Source organism: Pseudomonas sp. UV AK001 (assembly GCF_046097675.1).
Taxonomy (GTDB): domain Bacteria; phylum Pseudomonadota; class Gammaproteobacteria; order Pseudomonadales; family Pseudomonadaceae; genus Aquipseudomonas; species Aquipseudomonas kribbensis.
Map to the genome: position 1 here is coordinate 1 of NZ_JBJUVZ010000016.1, position 15,957 is coordinate 15,957.

At 60.6% G+C, this 15,957-nt stretch carries 9 protein-coding genes; 4 read left to right on the forward strand and 5 right to left on the reverse strand.

Annotated elements, in window-relative coordinates; translation table 11 throughout:
* The coding region (locus ACKLNA_RS28420; RefSeq protein WP_408987789.1) for a beta strand repeat-containing protein at nt 1–3,895 on the forward strand (3,895 nt) is incomplete at its 5' end.
* Nucleotides 3,896–3,963: 68 nt separating this feature from the next.
* Here the strand turns inward: ACKLNA_RS28420 and ACKLNA_RS28425 are convergent.
* The 4 genes from ACKLNA_RS28425 to ACKLNA_RS28440 form a co-directional block, all read right to left on the reverse strand.
* On the reverse strand, nt 3,964–4,335 hold the full coding sequence (locus ACKLNA_RS28425; RefSeq protein ID WP_408987790.1) for a DUF6124 family protein: 372 nt from the start codon (nt 4,333–4,335) through the stop codon (nt 3,964–3,966).
* A 481-nt stretch (nt 4,336–4,816) separates the two neighbouring features.
* Nucleotides 4,817–7,540, reverse strand: coding sequence for an Ig-like domain-containing protein (locus ACKLNA_RS28430; protein ID WP_408987791.1), 2,724 nt, complete (start codon nt 7,538–7,540; stop codon nt 4,817–4,819).
* 147 nt (nt 7,541–7,687) lie between these two features.
* Nucleotides 7,688–8,083: a YbaN family protein gene (locus ACKLNA_RS28435; RefSeq protein ID WP_065260960.1), complete on the reverse strand. Its 396-nt coding sequence runs from the start codon at nt 8,081–8,083 to the stop codon at nt 7,688–7,690.
* A gap of 10 nt (nt 8,084–8,093) precedes the next feature.
* Nucleotides 8,094–8,681 (reverse strand): UPF0149 family protein, encoded by a 588-nt coding sequence (locus tag ACKLNA_RS28440; protein ID WP_408987792.1) that lies wholly within the window; start codon nt 8,679–8,681, stop codon nt 8,094–8,096.
* A 277-nt stretch (nt 8,682–8,958) separates the two neighbouring features.
* Between ACKLNA_RS28440 and recQ the strand changes: the two genes are divergently transcribed.
* The 3 genes from recQ (at nt 8,959) to ACKLNA_RS28455 (ending at nt 13,757) form a co-directional block, all read left to right on the forward strand.
* On the forward strand, nt 8,959–11,088 hold the full coding sequence (gene recQ, locus ACKLNA_RS28445; protein WP_408987793.1) for a DNA helicase RecQ: 2,130 nt from the start codon (nt 8,959–8,961) through the stop codon (nt 11,086–11,088).
* Between the two features lie 301 nt (nt 11,089–11,389).
* Nucleotides 11,390–11,824 carry a MarR family transcriptional regulator gene (locus ACKLNA_RS28450; protein ID WP_065260957.1) on the forward strand — a complete coding sequence of 145 codons (435 nt, stop codon included), beginning with the start codon at nt 11,390–11,392 and terminating at the stop codon, nt 11,822–11,824.
* Nucleotides 11,825–11,951: 127 nt separating this feature from the next.
* Nucleotides 11,952–13,757 (forward strand): FimV/HubP family polar landmark protein, encoded by a 1,806-nt coding sequence (locus tag ACKLNA_RS28455; RefSeq protein WP_408987794.1) that lies wholly within the window; start codon nt 11,952–11,954, stop codon nt 13,755–13,757.
* A gap of 6 nt (nt 13,758–13,763) precedes the next feature.
* Here ACKLNA_RS28455 and ACKLNA_RS28460 read toward each other — a convergent pair whose 3' ends face one another.
* Nucleotides 13,764–15,953 carry a patatin-like phospholipase family protein gene (locus tag ACKLNA_RS28460; RefSeq protein WP_408987795.1) on the reverse strand — a complete coding sequence of 730 codons (2,190 nt, stop codon included), beginning with the start codon at nt 15,951–15,953 and terminating at the stop codon, nt 13,764–13,766.
* Nucleotides 15,954–15,957 lie beyond the last annotated feature (4 nt).

Consider the following 15,957-nt stretch of genomic DNA (forward strand, 5'->3'; position numbering starts at 1 on the left):
TGGCAACGTCCTGACCAACGACGTGCAAGGCGCCGACCGCGTCCCGACCGGCCCCAACGCTGGCCCGATCACCGCCGGAACCTTCACCGGGACTTACGGCACGCTGGTGCTCAACGCCAACGGCACTTACACCTACACCCTCAACACCAATGACGCCGACTTCAAAAACCTGCATGGCGGTGGCAACGGCACCGAGACCTTCACCTACACCATCACCGACTCGGACGGCGACACCAGCACCGCGAACCTCGTGCTGCAGATCCACAACAACGATGATCCGGTGATTCTCAACGGCCTCGACGTCAACGGCGGCGAGCTCACTGTCTACGAGAAAAACCTCGGCAACGGCACTGCACCGGATGCCACCGCCCTGACCCAGAGCGGCACCTTCACCGTCACCGCACTCGACGGTCTGCAAACCCTCACCGTCGGCGGCATCGCGGTGGTTACCAACGGCGTCGCCGCAGGCTTTCCGCAATCGGTCACCACGCCGCTGGGCAGCACGCTGACGGTCACCGGCTTCAACGCCGCGACCGGCGTCGTGAGCTACAGCTACACCCTGGTGCACAACGACGCGCACCCGACCGGCAACGGCGCCAACAGCATCACCGAGAACTTCAACGTGGTGGCCACCGATGGCGATGGCAGCACCGCGTCCGGGCAGATCAACGTCAACATCGTCGATGACCTGCCGACCGCCAAGGCCGACACCGGCTCGGTGGTGGAGGGCGGCACCGTCAACATCAGCGTGCTGGGCAACGACGTCACCGGTGCCGACGGCCCGGCAGCGGGCGGTGCGGTGGTGGGTGTAAGGGCCGGCGGCGACACCTCGACTTCGGCCATCGGCGGCCTCAACAGCAACATCAACGGCACCTACGGTTACCTGACCCTGGATGCGGCGGGCAACGCGGTCTACCACAGCAATCCGAACTCGGTGAGCCCGCCGGGCGCCACCGACACGTTCACCTACACCATCCGCGACAGTGACGGCGACGAAAGCACCACCACCATCACCGTCAACGTCGCCGACAGCAAACTCGTGGCCTCGGTGGATCAGGACGTGACCGTCTACGAAAAAGCCCTCGACCTGACCAAGGACGGGCAAGACCTGGCCCCCGGCACGGTCATCGGCAGCGACCCGACCAACACCGGCGAAACCGCCACCGGCACGCTGGTCGGCGCGGTCACCGGCGGCAGCGGCGCGATCACCTACACCTTGGTCGGCAGCGCCACCGGCACCTACGGACAGATCCTGCTCAACCCCGACGGCACGTACACCTACACGCTGACCTCGGCGCCGAAAACCACGCCGAACGCCAATGACGGTGCAAACACCCTGAGCGAAAGTTTCACCTACAAGGCCACCGATGCGCTGGGCAACAGCACCACCAGCACCATCGTGGTCAACATCGTCGACGACGTACCCAAGGCTGTGGCGTCGGACCGGTCGGTGGCGGCGGTGGAGATCGATTCCAACATCCTGATCGTCCTCGACATCTCCGGCAGCATGGCCGACGCCTCCGGCGTGCCAGGCCTGTCGCGGCTGGACCTGGCCAAGCAGGCGATCAGCGCCTTGCTCGACAAGTACGACGATCTGGGCGATGTGAAAGTGCAGCTCGTTACCTTCAGCAGCAACGCCACCGACCGCACGTCGGTGTGGGTCGATGTGGCGACCGCCAAGACCCTGCTCGCCGGCCTCAGCGCCGGTGGCGGCACCAACTACGATGCGGCCGTGGCGACCATGCAGACTGCGTTCAATACCTCGGGCAAGCTGACCGGGGCGCAGAACGTCGGCTACTTCTTCTCCGACGGCAAACCCACCACCGGTCAGGAAATCGGTACCGCTGACGAAGCCGCGCTGAAAAACTTCCTTGATGCCAACAACATCAAGAACTATGCGATCGGCCTCGGCAACGGTGTCAGCAACGCCAACCTCGATCCACTGGCCTACGACGGCATCAGCCACACCAACACCAATGCCGTGGTGGTCACCGACCTCAACCAACTGAACTCGGTGCTGTCCGGCACCGTGGAAGGCGCACCGGTCACGGGTTCGCTGCTGGGGGACAGTGGTTCCTTCGGCGCCGATGGCGGTTTCATCAAGTCCATCGTGGTCGACGGCACCACCTACACCTACGACCCGAAAGCCAACAGCGGTCAGGGTTCGCTGACCGCCAGCGGCGGCACCAACCACGGCACCTTCAACACGGTGAACAACACCCTGAGCATCGCCACCAACAACAGCGGCACGCTGGTGGTCAACCTCGATACCGGCGACTACAGCTACACCTCGCAGAAAACCACCACGACGGTGATCACCGAGAACATCGGCTTCACCCTCAGCGACAATGACGGCGACCTCGCCAGCTCCACGCTGACGGTGAAAGTGATTCCGAACTCGCCACCGGTGGCAGTGGATGACCACATCATCACCAACGTGCTGTCGAGCAACGTTGTGGTGCCGGGCGAGTTGCTGCTGGCCAACGACAGCGATCCGGACGGCGATACCCTCAGTGCTTCGCCAACCACCTTCAACACTGGTTGGGCCGCCAGGGGCGCGGACTTCACCGGCAGCGGCGCGATCAGCTTCACCGGCACCACCAACACCAGCGCCAACCAGAACCTGGCGGATGTACGCAATTCCTTCGCAGCCAACACTGCGGCCATGACGGCGGTGCTGGTGGTCAGCGGTTACCTCGGCGCGGTGACCAACGCCAATGCCAACGACGAAGACCTGATCACCGTCAAACTGAAACAGGGCGAGACCCTCAACCTCGACCACAACCTGGCGGCCGGCCACATCACCATGGAGTATTCGGTGAACGGCGGGGCGTTCGTCAGCATCGCCGACGGCGGCACTATCACCGCCAGCGCCGATGGCACGTATCAGATCCACATAACCAACATCACCAACACCAGTGGCAGCAACACCAACGCTGCGGAAAACTATCAACTGACCATGACGGTCAACTACGCCGGGGCCCACGATGTCACCCCGGATTTCCACGGCACCTACACCGCCAACGACAACCACGGCGGCAGCGACTCCGCCAACGTGACCATCACTTATCAGGACGGCCACACTCTCACCGGTACGTCCGGCGATGACGTGCTGGTGGCGGGCAGTGGCGACAACATCCTCAACGGTGGCGACGGCAACGATGTGCTCACCGCCGGCTCCGGCAACAACGAACTGCACGGCGGCGCCTGCAATGACTTGCTCTACAGCGGCCCGGGCAACGACATCCTCGATGGCGGCACCGGTATCGATACCGTGAGCTACGCCCATGCCACCGCCGGGGTCACGGTCAACCTGAGCCTGCTCGGTGCGCAGAACACTATTGGCGCCGGCATCGACACCCTCAGCAACGTCGAAAACCTCGTCGGCTCGAACTTCAACGACACTCTGACCGGCGACAACAATAACAACGTCATCAACGGCGGCCTGGGCAACGACATCCTCAACGGCGGCGGGGGCGATGACCTGCTGATCGGCGGCATGGGCAACAACACCCTGACCGGCGGGCCGGGCGCCGATACCTTCCAGTGGCTCAAGGGCAACAGCGGCCACGACACCGTCACCGACTTCACTCCGGGCACCGACAAGCTTGACCTGTCGCAACTGCTGCAAGGTGAAAACGGCACGGCGGCGTCACTGGATGACTACCTGCACTTCACCGTCACCGGCAGCGGTGCTTCGGTGGTCACCACCATCGATGTCAGCGCCATGGCCGGTGCAACGCCGAACCAGACCATCGACCTGGCAGGCGTCAACCTCGCCAGCCACTACGGCGTGACACCGGGGGCGGGCGGAGTGATTGCAGGCGGACATGACACGGCGACCATCATCAACGGGATGCTGAATGATCATTCGTTGAAGGTGGATACGGTGTGAACCGGGGCTGAAACGACAAAACCCGCCGTCCCGATCAAACGGAGCGGCGGGTTTTTTCTTTGCTAAGGCTACAGCGGCGCCTCAGTCTTCAGTTCCAGATCATCCAGCACCCGATTCACCGCCAGTTCCGCCAGCATGATCAGTTGCCCGATACCCAGCAGCACATGCCGCTGCGGCGTATCGATCATCCCGGCGAAATCGCTGGCCATGGTTTTGGCCGAGGTCAGGGTTTCGCAGGCGTCGGCCAGCAGTTCTTCGTTCGGGATGCCGGGGGCGATGAGGTAGCGGGTGTCGGGTTTGAGCAGCGGCTTTCTGGGGTGGAAGGGGTTGAGGTAGTGATCGAGGGCGCGTTCGGCGGCTTCGTGGAATTTCTTGGAATCGAGGGTTTCGTAGGGGGAAGTCGAATCGACTTCCGGCGGGTTTGGTGTTGGTTTGACCATGGCGAATCTCTGTGATTGGACTGAGCCGCCACGACTCATCGCTAAACAAGTAAAGGTGGCGGCTGTACGCAGGTTAGCGATCCGGGTCACAGAAACCCCGGGTAGACCCGAAGGTCTCCCACGCACAGCCACCATTACGCCAAGTGCAGAGAAGAGACTGCATTTGAGATGGGGCATTGTTGCGTCTGTAGGGAACCGGATCGCTAAACCCGATCGCTGCTTTTCAGCGACCGCCAAACAATAGAACCCGCCCCCAAGGCGCACAAGCCGGCGGATTCTGGCGGATGCGTAGGCAAAGGCGCAAGGTGGTGTGGCTTTGCGGACATAAGCTTCAACACTCTTCAACAGCGGTTTTCGAAGGTGCTGAAGCGACAAAACCCCCGCTTCCGGTAAAGGGGAGCGCGGGCTGACTGTTTCTTGTTTCAGAGAGTGGATACCAGATAGCTGGCGTTGAATCTCCATCAGCTCGCCAAGATGTATTTCATGTCCGCAGCAGACACCAGGCTCCAGAATACGCCGCAGCCGCATCCGCGCAGTAAATGGCGCGATACTCATGGTGAAAGAATGCGAAGCCCACCGATATGTTCTGACATCCCCCCTTCTCACATAACCAGTAATGTTTATAAATCGGCATACGCCCATAAACCCTGAGCAAGTCATTAATCGCGGTATACGGGACAGGGGAACCGCCCAGCGAATACATCCAGTTGACAGCTTGCTGGTAATTCATGCTGTTTTCATTGATTGCCAGGCGATACACATTGCTGACGTAAACAGTGAAAGACAGTGAGTTTCCGTCTTGATCCGTGACGGTGATGGTGGCAGTGCCATTGGCATTCCCCGTGACGATCCCAGCTGAAGTTACAGAGGCGATCCCGGGCCTGTCGGAGATAAAAATATAGGGGCCGGTTCCGCCCACTGGATACCTTGTGTCGGTATTTCCGATAGAGGCATTTCCAGTCACGGGCCAGGGGTATTTGACGGATAGCCCCGACAGCGTCATCGGCGTGGTATTCATCGACAGCGGAAGTGTCGATTTTATGAGGTATTTTCGAGTGGGGAACTTAACTTTAGATTTCTCATCGGGCAGGCCTGAAAAGCTTACCGAGAACGAGACAGTTGCCTCGGACAGGTGTTTGAGCGCTTGAAACCATTCAAGCGGGATCAACTTTTCATAGCCGTCAACGGAAGTGACGCGCTCGCTGACAACGAATTCCAGTACGACTTTGTTTCCCGAGGCATCAATACCTTCCAGCGTAAGCCAGACCAGTTGTCCTAGGGCCTGAAGGAACCATGCCGGCACTTTAAGCATATCGGTGGGTTTAAGGCTTTTCACATCCAGTTCGGACGTTGTGACACCTGCCACTGTTATTGTCGGAAAGCGAGGATCTTCTGATTGCACAGCAGCAATCACTACCTTCGTCGTTGGCGAGGACGCGATTCTTTCTCCGTTGCTCCATAAGTTCCAGAGCAGTTTGATTTCCTCTCCTTGATGGCGAATGAGAAAATCGCGTTCAAGCGGCCAATTGATACGTTTGTTTTTGTTGAATGGCAGTCGGGGGAAGGGAGAGGCTCCAGCTGGAGCGTTCTCCTGCCTCAGTCGGCCCATTTGGCCTTCCTGAGCTTCGAGGTATTCGGCCCGCATAAGCCACTCGCCGTCCAACGGATCAATCGTTCCTTTAGGCACTTGTGTCGGTGGATTGATCGTGATGACTTTTTTCGCACTGATCTGCAATTGCAGCAGATCGGAAGACACCGCGGCTTCCCCGGGATTTTTGATTTCGCACTTCACCGACAAAGGGCCGCCAGCGTAGGGTGCGACGAATTTATTCTCAATCTGGAAAATAATCGGCAGTTTTTCATCAGTGATGAGCTGTTGAAAAATATAGAGAACAGCCGTACCTGCCTCACTGAGGGCCTGCCAGTAACATAGTGCTGCTGCACCCGGTTTCAAAGGCCAGTACTTGGCAAACTCTACTGTCACTGTGGGTGCATCTTCCGGTACTTCACCAGCGGCGGTCAGAGGCGTGACAGTAGGCAGTCCCAAAGGCTGGGATCTGCCAGTGATGATGGCGTCGGCGGGTTTTGATTGCTGGGTGGCATTGCCTTTGGTGACGGTAAAGGATGCCCGCAATTCTCCTCCGATTGCGTTTCGTATGAGTTCATTCGGAATGTCGAAGATCTGTGTCCTGCCAGCGGTCGTCCGCGTCCGGCTGTCGGTGTAGATAATAGCTTCACCGGTTTTTGTATGGCCTTCCACGCTCAGGTCGATCCTGTCTTGAGCAGCAAATATTGCGGTGGCCGTCACCGTTGTATCCGAGTCCTGCAACAAGTCGTGACTCAGAACGTTTTCAGTATCGGCTTCATCCCAGAACGGAGCCGCAAGCAAGGAAATGCCAGGTATCACCTTGAGGGGGATCGAAAGCGACCATTTGCTGAAGTTTTCTACTATGTCGTGTACCGACCAGCTTACCGGCAGATTGTCAGTCGGTTTGAGGGTGGCCAGCATTGCGGCCGTGATTTCAATCGAGACGTCCCCGATTACGGTGACTTCAGCGCTGGCGAGTAAAGGTCCAAAGGCCGTTGTAACCATGTCGCCAATGCATTGATTGGGATACTGCAGGATCCTCACCCACGTGCCGTTGTCGATAACCGTCTGGTCGAGCACCAGATCCGCGACGATCGGTTTAGTCATCGCCTCGTTTTTTGCGGTACTGGCGTCAGGATCCTGTGGGCCGGGTGGCGGATATTTATACAGCACTCCAACAGGTGGTGATTCTTCCGAGTTGCCACTAATACGTTCAACAACAATCTTCCCCTCCAGACTGGTCAAGGAGTTTGGCGCAAAGCTGAACTCCAGATCATCTAGAGAAATGTAGAAGGAAATCGGCTGCGCCTCTCCCTGATCATTGAAGTGCTCGGCGCGTACCGTGATTTCAGCGACTGGAAGTGGATGAGGCTCAAGGAAGATGTGGACGACGTCGCCGATGCTCATCTTCACGTATGGAAGAATCCAGGCCAGTAGTCCGCTGAGGTCACTGTTTGCCATGGCGACGTTGACGCCCATGGCGCCGTTAGGCTGTGGTTTATGGTTTGTGATGTAGAACGGTGAAAGAGCCAGAACCCCGATACCGCCGGAGGGTGGGGGAAATATCTGGACTTGTTGATTCGACGCAGAGTCTGAGGGCGAGACTGGGCTGTTCATGAGTGCGCACCTTCGCAAGGGGTGCCCCGAACGTCTGGATGCCGGCACCGTTGACGAAGGATTAGAGCGCTGACGCGTTTAGCTGCCTACTGTCAGATCTGACAGGGGAACGAGGGTTTTCGACGAGCGGTTGTAGGGCAGGGTGGATCAGGATTTACGCAACGTCTTCTGCCGCAAGATATAAACCGTCACCAGCACCGCACTGGTCAACATGAACCCCCGGGCCCACGGCAGCGGCACCAGATAACACGAGAACAGAATGCTCGCCCACATCAGCCCGATCGCGTAGACCTTGCCCTTGAGCGGTATGCCGTTGCCGTCGAGGTAATCGCGGATCCATGGCCCGAGCCGGGGATGCTCGACCAGCCATTGATAGAAACGCGGGGAGCTGCGGGCGAAGCAGGCGGCCGCCAGCAGGAGGAAAGGAGTAGTGGGGAGAACAGGCAGGAATATCCCGATCACCCCCAATGCCACGCTGAGCCAGCCGATGGCCAGCAGGATGTAGCGCAACATCAGGGGGCGGTTGCCTATGGGGTTGTCCATAGGCCGGATCTTAGTGGTGACGTGGCTTGAGGATCGCCGGTTTTTCGTCGGGTGCCTGGCACAGCAGGTACAGCGCGGTCAGGGCTTCCGGGATCTGGACGATCATGTCGTCCATCAGGTTGGCGTCTTTGGCGATGTCTTCGAATTCAGGCTGTTCGTCGAACAGGCCCGAACCGACCATGATCGGCAGGAGCATTTCGCTGACTTCTTCCTCGGCGGTTTCGAACCAGGCCGCTTCGCGCAGGAACACGCCTTCCATGAAACCGATGCACCAGCCGCGCAGCTCGGAATCGTCCGGCTCGTCGCCCAGGTCCAGCTCGCATGGCAGCTCGAATTCCTCATCGGAGGCCAGTTGGCGGGCGATGTGGGCCTTGAGGCCGATCAGCGTGGCTTCGATCTCTTCGCGCTGGGCTTCGCTGCTGTAATGCGGCTCTTCGGCGAACAGGGCGTCGATCCACTCACGATCCGGCACCACGTCGGAGCAGATCGACAGCGCGGTCAGGTAACCGTGAGCGGCCACGTAGTCCAGCGCCTCTTCATGCAGCTCGTCGGCGTCGAGGAAGACTTGCAGGCGGGTTAGTTGCTCGGCGAAGGACATTAAAGGGCTACCTTGGGGGAATAAACAATGCGGGAATTCTAGGCCTTCTTGAGCCCTCAAGCCAGCCGCGCGGCAGATTTGCCCGCACAAGCTTCTTATCGGCGGTGCCCTTTGCCGGGGAGGGCTCGGGTATACTGCCGCGCTTTGCGATCCCTGCCGGCGTCGCGGCTGAATCTGTACGGCGTCATGCAATGCGCCCTTACGTTTTGTTTAAAGCAGCCTCGGCTGTCTTGAACCAGCCTGTGCAGGGATGTTTCGGTGGATTTTTGGAGTTTTTATGCTCGAACAGGCTCAACGCGTCCTCAAGGACATCTTCGGCTACGACAGTTTCCGTGGCCGCCAGGGTGCAATCATTGAGCGCGTGGCCAGTGGTGGTGATGCCCTTGTCCTGATGCCGACCGGCGGCGGCAAGTCCCTGTGCTTCCAGGTGCCGGCGCTGCTGCGCGATGGCCTGGCGGTGGTGGTGTCGCCGCTGATCGCGCTGATGGACGACCAGGTCGCCACCCTTGAAGAGCTGGGCGTGGCCGCCGCCGCGTTGAACTCCACCCTGAGCGCCGAGCAACAGCGCGACCTCGCCAACCGGATCAGGCGCGGCGAAGTGAAGATGCTTTATCTGGCGCCGGAGCGTCTGGTGCAGCCGCGCATGCTGTCATTCCTGCAGGGCTTGAACATCGCGCTGTTCGCCATTGACGAAGCGCACTGCGTATCGCAATGGGGCCACGACTTCCGCCCGGAATACCTGCAACTGGGGCAGTTGGCGGAAATGTTCCCCGACGTGCCGCGCATCGCCCTGACCGCCACCGCCGACAAGCGTACCCGCGAAGAAATCGTCACCCGTTTGCATCTGCAGAACGCCGAACGCTTCCTGTCGAGCTTCGACCGACCGAACATCTTCTACCGCATCGTGCCCAAGGAGCAGCCGCGCAAGCAGTTGCTGGCGTTCCTTGCCGAGCGGCGCAGCGACGCCGGCATTGTCTACTGCCTGTCGCGCAAGAAAGTGGAGGAAGTGGCCGCGTTTCTCACCGAGCAGGGCTTCCCGGCGTTGCCGTATCACGCCGGTCTGCCCAACGATCTGCGCGCCTATCACCAGAAGCGCTTCCTCAACGAGGAAGGCCTGATCATGGTCGCCACCGTGGCGTTCGGCATGGGTATCGACAAACCCAACGTGCGCTTTGTTGCTCACCTCGACCTGCCGAAATCCCTAGAAGCGTATTACCAGGAAACTGGACGCGGTGGTCGTGACGGGCTGCCGGCGGACGCGTGGATGGCCTACGGTCTGCAGGACGTGGTGATGCTCAAGCAGATGCTGCAGAACTCCGAGGGCGACGAGCGCCACAAGCGTCTGGAGCAGCACAAGCTCGACGCCATGCTCTCGCTTTGCGAAGAAACCCGTTGCCGCCGTCAGGCACTGCTGGCGTACTTCGACGAAGACATGCCGGAGCCTTGCGGCCATTGCGACAACTGCATCGACGGCGTTCAGACCTGGGACGCCACCGAGCCTGCGCGCCAGGCGCTGTCGGCGATCTATCGCACCGGCCAGCGCTACGGCGTCGGCCATCTGGTGGACGTGCTGCTGGGTAAGGACAACGAAAAAGTCCGCAGCTTCGGCCATCAGCATCTGTCGGTGTTCGGCGTGGGCAAGGCGCTGGGGGAGAGCGAATGGCGTTCGCTGTTTCGCCAGTTGGTGGCCCGTGGTCTGGCGGACGTCGATCATGAGGGCTACGGCGGGCTGCGTCTGAGTGACACCTGTCGGCCGCTGCTCAAGGGCGAGGTGAGCCTGGAACTGCGCCGCGACCTCAAGCCACAAATCACCGCCAAGAGCGGCAGCAAGAGTCAGGCCAGCCAACTGGTGCGTGGCGAAGAACGCGAACAGTGGGAAGCGCTGCGTGCCCTGCGCCGCAAACTGGCGGAAGAACACGGCGTGCCGCCGTACGTCATCTTCCCCGACTCGACCCTGCTGGAAATGCTCCGTAGCCAGCCGACTTCGCTGGCGGACATGGCCCGGGTCAGCGGCGTCGGCGCGCGCAAGCTGGAGCGCTATGGCGAGGCCTTCCTCGAAGTGCTGGGCGGCGAGGCCGAGGCGCCGAAAGTGGTGGCGGACGTGCGCCACGAACTGATCACCCTGGCCCGCGCCGGCATGACGCCGTTGCAGATCTCCGGCCAGTTGCAGTGCTCGGAAAAGAACGTCTACACCATGCTCGCCGAAGCCATCGGCAAGCAGCAGTTGTCGCTGGAACAGGCGCTGGATTTGCCGGAAGACCTGATGGGCGAAGTTCAGGATGCGTTCCTCGACGGCGAGGGCGAGTTGCCGTCGGTCGCTGAAGTGGCGGAGCTGTTTGCCGGTCGCGTACCGGAGGGTGTGCTGTATTGCGTAAGGGCTGCGCTGCAATCTGAATTCGAGATGTAATTCGGCCTTCCCCTCACCCCAGCCCTCTCCCCCCAGGAGAGGGGGCCGACCGAGTTGTCTTGAGTCATGCATCGACCTGAAATATCGGGTCGATTGTGGATTCAGCTCAGAGCATTCAGGTCGGCGTATTTCCTGAATATTCCCCAATCGGTTCCCTCTCCCTCCGGGAGAGGGTTAGGGTGAGGGGCTTTTTGGATGTAACGATTCAGTACAAGTCCCCCCTTGCCTATAGCCAAATGTCATGCTTAGCTGACTAATAATTAGTTTTTCTCTATTTCTTCAGTCTAACCATGAGTGTTTTATGCCGTTAACCGATCAACACCGCTTTGGCATGCAACTGGCCCAGATGTCCCGTGGCTGGCGTGCCGAACTGGATCGCCGGCTGGCCGGTCTGGGTCTGTCCCAGGCGCGCTGGCTGGTGCTGCTGCATCTGGCGCGCTTCGAAGAGGCGCCGACCCAACGGGAGCTGGCGCAAAGCGTCGGCGTCGAAGGGCCGACCCTCGCACGTTTGCTCGACAGCCTGGAAAGCCAGGGCCTGGTGCAACGCCAGTCCGTGATGGAAGACCGCCGGGCAAAGAAGATTGTGCTGTGTGCCCCGGCCCGCCCGCTGATCGAACAGATCGAAACCATCGCCACGCAACTGCGCAAGGAGCTGTTCGAGGGCATCGATGAGGCTGACATGAAGGTGTGCATGCGGGTTCACGGGCACATTCTGGCCAATCTGGAAAAATCTTGAGGCACAACGACGTGCCGTTTTTTTGAGGGATCGCGCTGGGCAGACTATAAGAACTACTGGGCAATATCGTGTTCGTACCGGATGTGCGAACCCATAGAAGTCGGTTTTGCTTATTTAAGGGATGCTCATGCTCGACAGTCGGCACGTAGTACTGCGTTGCGCCAATTCGCTGCTGGTGGCCGGTGTTCTCACCTGGTCCACGGCATCACTGGCGCTGGGTCTCGGTGATATCACCGTGCATTCAGCGCTCAATCAGCCGCTCAAGGCCGACATCGCCCTGGTGGACGCCGCAGGGCTCAGTGCCGGCGAGCTTTCGGCCAGCCTGGCCTCGGCGGACGAATTCGGCCGTGCCGGGGTCGAGCGGGTGTTCTTCCTCAACGACCTCAAGTTCACCCCGATCCTGCATGGCAATCGCAACCTGATCCGGGTGACCTCGACCAAACCGGTCAACGAACCTTTTCTGAACTTCCTGGTGCAGCTCAATCAGCCCAACGGCCACGTGTTGCGCGAATACACGGTGCTGATCGATCCGCCGGGTTCGCCGGGCATCGTGCCGGCCACCGACGAACCTGATGTCCATGCGCAGTCTTCGGAGTTTCCAACGCCCGAGGCACCTGCTGCTGCCCCCCAGAACAAGCCTGCTGCAGCACCGGCCGCGCCGATGCCTCAAGCGGCCGCGACCAACGACGCGCAAGCGGAACAGCTGGCGGCCAGTGTGCTGCTGAACCAGCAACTGCAGAAAACCATCGATGAGCTGAACCTGAAGCTTCAGGCGCAGGACGTGCAAATCGCCGACGGCAAGAAACAGCTGGCCGATCTGCAGGCGCATCTCGCACAGGTTCAGCAGGCACCTCCGGCACCCCCAACCCCGGCGGCGCCTGCCTCGATCCCGGCGCCGGTCATTGCGCCGGCGGAAGCTCAAGACGACTCCGTCAGTTGGCCATTACTCGGTGGCTTGCTGGTGCTACTGGGAGGGTTGGTGGCGGGGCTGATCGTGCGCCGCCGACGTCAGCAGGCAGTGATCCCCGACGAGCCGGCACGCGTGCTGCCGCAGCGAAGCGAACCAGAGCTCAATGACAGCGAACATGTTCGTCCTAATGCTGCCCATGGCGCCGTCGAGCATCGAGACGAACAGACAAACGGCGATGTGCTGGAAGCCGTGGGCATTTATCTGGCCTACGGACGACTGGGCGAAGCGCTTGGACTGCTGCGCGACGCCTTGCAAAAAGAACCGGAGCGCATCGATCTTGGCGTGCAGTTGCTCGAGGTGCTGGGGCGGCAGGGCGATCAGGTGGCGTATGACGATCAGGAAAACCACTTGCGCCAGCTCGGTGTCGAGGAGCAGCGGTTGCACGAGATTCGCGCCCGATATCCGAAACTGGCCAGGACTGAACCGTTGGCTGCGGCGGCTCCGGTCATTGCCGCGTTACCCGTTGAGCAGGCCGCACCCACAACACCGCTGGCCGAAGATGATTTCGAGCTGAATCTGGAGCAACTGTCGATGGATTCCAGCTGGGATCTGGAAGACAGTCGCCCGGCAACCGACCCACTGTCCTCGGCGCCATCGGCACTTGGCTCAAGCCTGCAAGTCTTGCCGCAGGATTTCGAGTTACCGCAAACCGCCAGCGATGACGTTGAAACCACAGAGCTGGAGTGGATCGCCGAGCCGGAAGTTCAGGCTATCGACGAAGACTTTCTCAACGAGTTTGGCGATCCCGGTCAGTCATTGGCCCTGGAACCGCTGGACCTGCAGACGCCGGAGCCCGAGCCGGATCCGACAGACGCCGCCAACGCCGGCAAGCTCGAACAGGCCCAGACCTGCATCGACGACGGCGACCTCGACAGTGCGATCGCCTTGCTCAATGAGTTGCTGAAAGAGGGCGACGAGCCGCTCAGGCAAACCGCCCGAACCCTGTTGGCCGGGATTCGCTGATCCGGGTCAGAAGGTCTGCCCCAGATTCAGATAAACCGCCTGTTCATTGGCATCGTTGAGGCCATAGCTGAAATTCAGCGGCCCCAGCGGTGTGTCAAAACCGATGAACACGCTGGCCGCGTTGATGTAACCGCTGTCGAACTCGTTGTCGTTGTTCCAGGCCCTGCCACGCTCCAGCGAGCCGCCGGCATACAGCGGGAAATCCAGCGGCAGGTAGGCGCGTGGCGTCAGGCGGCGGTAGTACACGGCCCGCATCAGGCTGACGTTCTGCCCGGAAATGGCATCCTCGCGGAAACCGGACAACTGCCGGGCGCCACCGAGCAGGAAGCTCGACGTCACCACATTCGCATCGTCCAGCGTGCGCCCGTAACGCCCGCCCAGAATCAGCGTGTTCGGGCCGCTGCTCATGGCCTTGTCCAGCTTGAATTCCCACTGCCGGTAGCGCGTGTCGGAGCCCAGGCCCGGTTCGAATTGCATCAGGGTCAGGCTGACGTCCTTGCCGTCGTGGGGGAAGTACACGTTATCCAGTGAGTCGAACGAATACTTCAGCGCATAGAAACCTTCGTTGAAGTGTTCGCTCGGCAGATTCTGATCGCCGATCCGTACGTCAGCCTTGCCCCAGGCCTCACCAACGCCAAAGCGGATTTCACCGTTGTTGCCGATCTGGCGACCGACGTTGAGGCCGAAACCGTAGCGCTCGACGCGATACTGGGCGATCGGATCGTTGTCGAGCACCGAGTCGACGTTCTGCGCTTCGAACGCTGCATAGGGCGCGACGAAGTAGCGTGAGCCGACGTCCAGCGGCTGATAGAACTCGGTGTAGAGTTCCTGTTTGTCACCGATTTGCGCCCGGGTCAACCATTCGGCGCCGAGGCGGTTGATGCCGTTCATTCGGTAACTGGCGCCGAGGTTGAAGGCGCTGTCGCCGCGCATGTCGTCCGACAGGTTCAAGCCGACCCGCAAGTAGTCGGTACCACTGCGCTTGCCTCGGGCGCTGATCACCAGTGTGTGTTCCTGGCCCTTGTGCACGACGCGGTATTGCACCTGTTCGAAGTAATCCAGGCCGTACAGGGTGCCCATGTCCGAGTGCAGGCGCCCAAGGTCCAGCGGCTCACCGATGGGCTGGCGGATGTAGTAACGGATCACGTCGTCGCCGACTTTCGAGTCGTTCTCGACCTTGATCGCGGTGATGATCGGCGTGCGCTGGCCCGGTGCGCGGGCAGCGTTGAGCTCGGCGTCCTGAGACTCTGCGGGCTTCAATCGGGCGAGGCGGGCGTCGAGTGCCTTGGCGGCGCGGTAGCCGGCATCGATCATTTCCTCGGCGCGACCGAAATCGGTGGCGCCGAAACTGGCCAGTGGCGGCTGGATCAGCACGTCGTTCGGGTGCAGCGCCGCCAGTTGTTCTTCGGAATTGCGCCGGGTCATCAGGGTGATCGACTGGTTCAGTACATCGACCACGGTAGTCAGTTGCTTGCGGTTGCGCAACGGGGTGCCGATGTCGACCACGATGGCCACATCGACGCCCATTTCCCGGGCCACATCGAGGGGAATGTTGTCGGTCATGCCGCCGTCCACCAGCAGCCGGCCATCGAGTTCGACCGGGGCGAACACCGCCGGGATCGACATGCTGGCGCGAATCACCTGGGGCAGGTGGCCTTTGCGAAACACCACTTTTTCGCCGTTGGCGATGTCGGTGGCCACGGCGCGGAACGGGATCGGCAGCTTGTCGAAATCACGGGTGTCGCTGGTGTGGGCCAGCAGGCTTTCCAGCAGTAGCGCGAGGTTCTGCCCTTGAATCACTCCGAGCGGCAAACCGAGGCTGCCATCGTCGCGAAAGCTCAGTTTCTGCTTCACCAGAAAGTCGCGGTCATCCTGTTTGCGCCGAAACGGCACGTCTTCCCGGGGCGGTGCATCGGACAGGGCCTGTTGCCAGTCGATGTTGAGAGCGAGTTTTTCCAGTTCGTCGATCTTGTAACCCGAGGCATACAGCCCACCGACCACCGCGCCCATGCTGGTACCGGCAATCGCATCGATCTTGATGCCTTGCTCTTCCAGCGCCTTGAGCACGCCGATGTGCGCCAGCCCACGGGCCGCGCCACCGGACAGCACCAGGCCGACTTTCGGTCGCGGCGCTTCACTGGCATGAACAAGCAGCGGGAGGAAACCAAGCAAAAGGCAGATCAGCAGACGACGCATTGTG

Coding starts and splice junctions, on each gene's coding strand:
- ACKLNA_RS28425 (WP_408987790.1), bottom strand. CDS start 4,335: ATGGTCAAACCAACACCAAACCCGCCGGAAGTCGATTCGACTTCCCCC.
- ACKLNA_RS28460 (WP_408987795.1), bottom strand. CDS start 15,953: ATGCGTCGTCTGCTGATCTGCCTTTTGCTTGGTTTCCTCCCGCTGCTT.
- ACKLNA_RS28455 (WP_408987794.1), top strand. CDS start 11,952: ATGCTCGACAGTCGGCACGTAGTACTGCGTTGCGCCAATTCGCTGCTG.
- recQ (WP_408987793.1), top strand. CDS start 8,959: ATGCTCGAACAGGCTCAACGCGTCCTCAAGGACATCTTCGGCTACGAC.
- ACKLNA_RS28440 (WP_408987792.1), bottom strand. CDS start 8,681: ATGTCCTTCGCCGAGCAACTAACCCGCCTGCAAGTCTTCCTCGACGCC.
- ACKLNA_RS28430 (WP_408987791.1), bottom strand. CDS start 7,540: ATGAACAGCCCAGTCTCGCCCTCAGACTCTGCGTCGAATCAACAAGTC.
- ACKLNA_RS28435 (WP_065260960.1), bottom strand. CDS start 8,083: ATGGACAACCCCATAGGCAACCGCCCCCTGATGTTGCGCTACATCCTG.
- ACKLNA_RS28450 (WP_065260957.1), top strand. CDS start 11,390: ATGCCGTTAACCGATCAACACCGCTTTGGCATGCAACTGGCCCAGATG.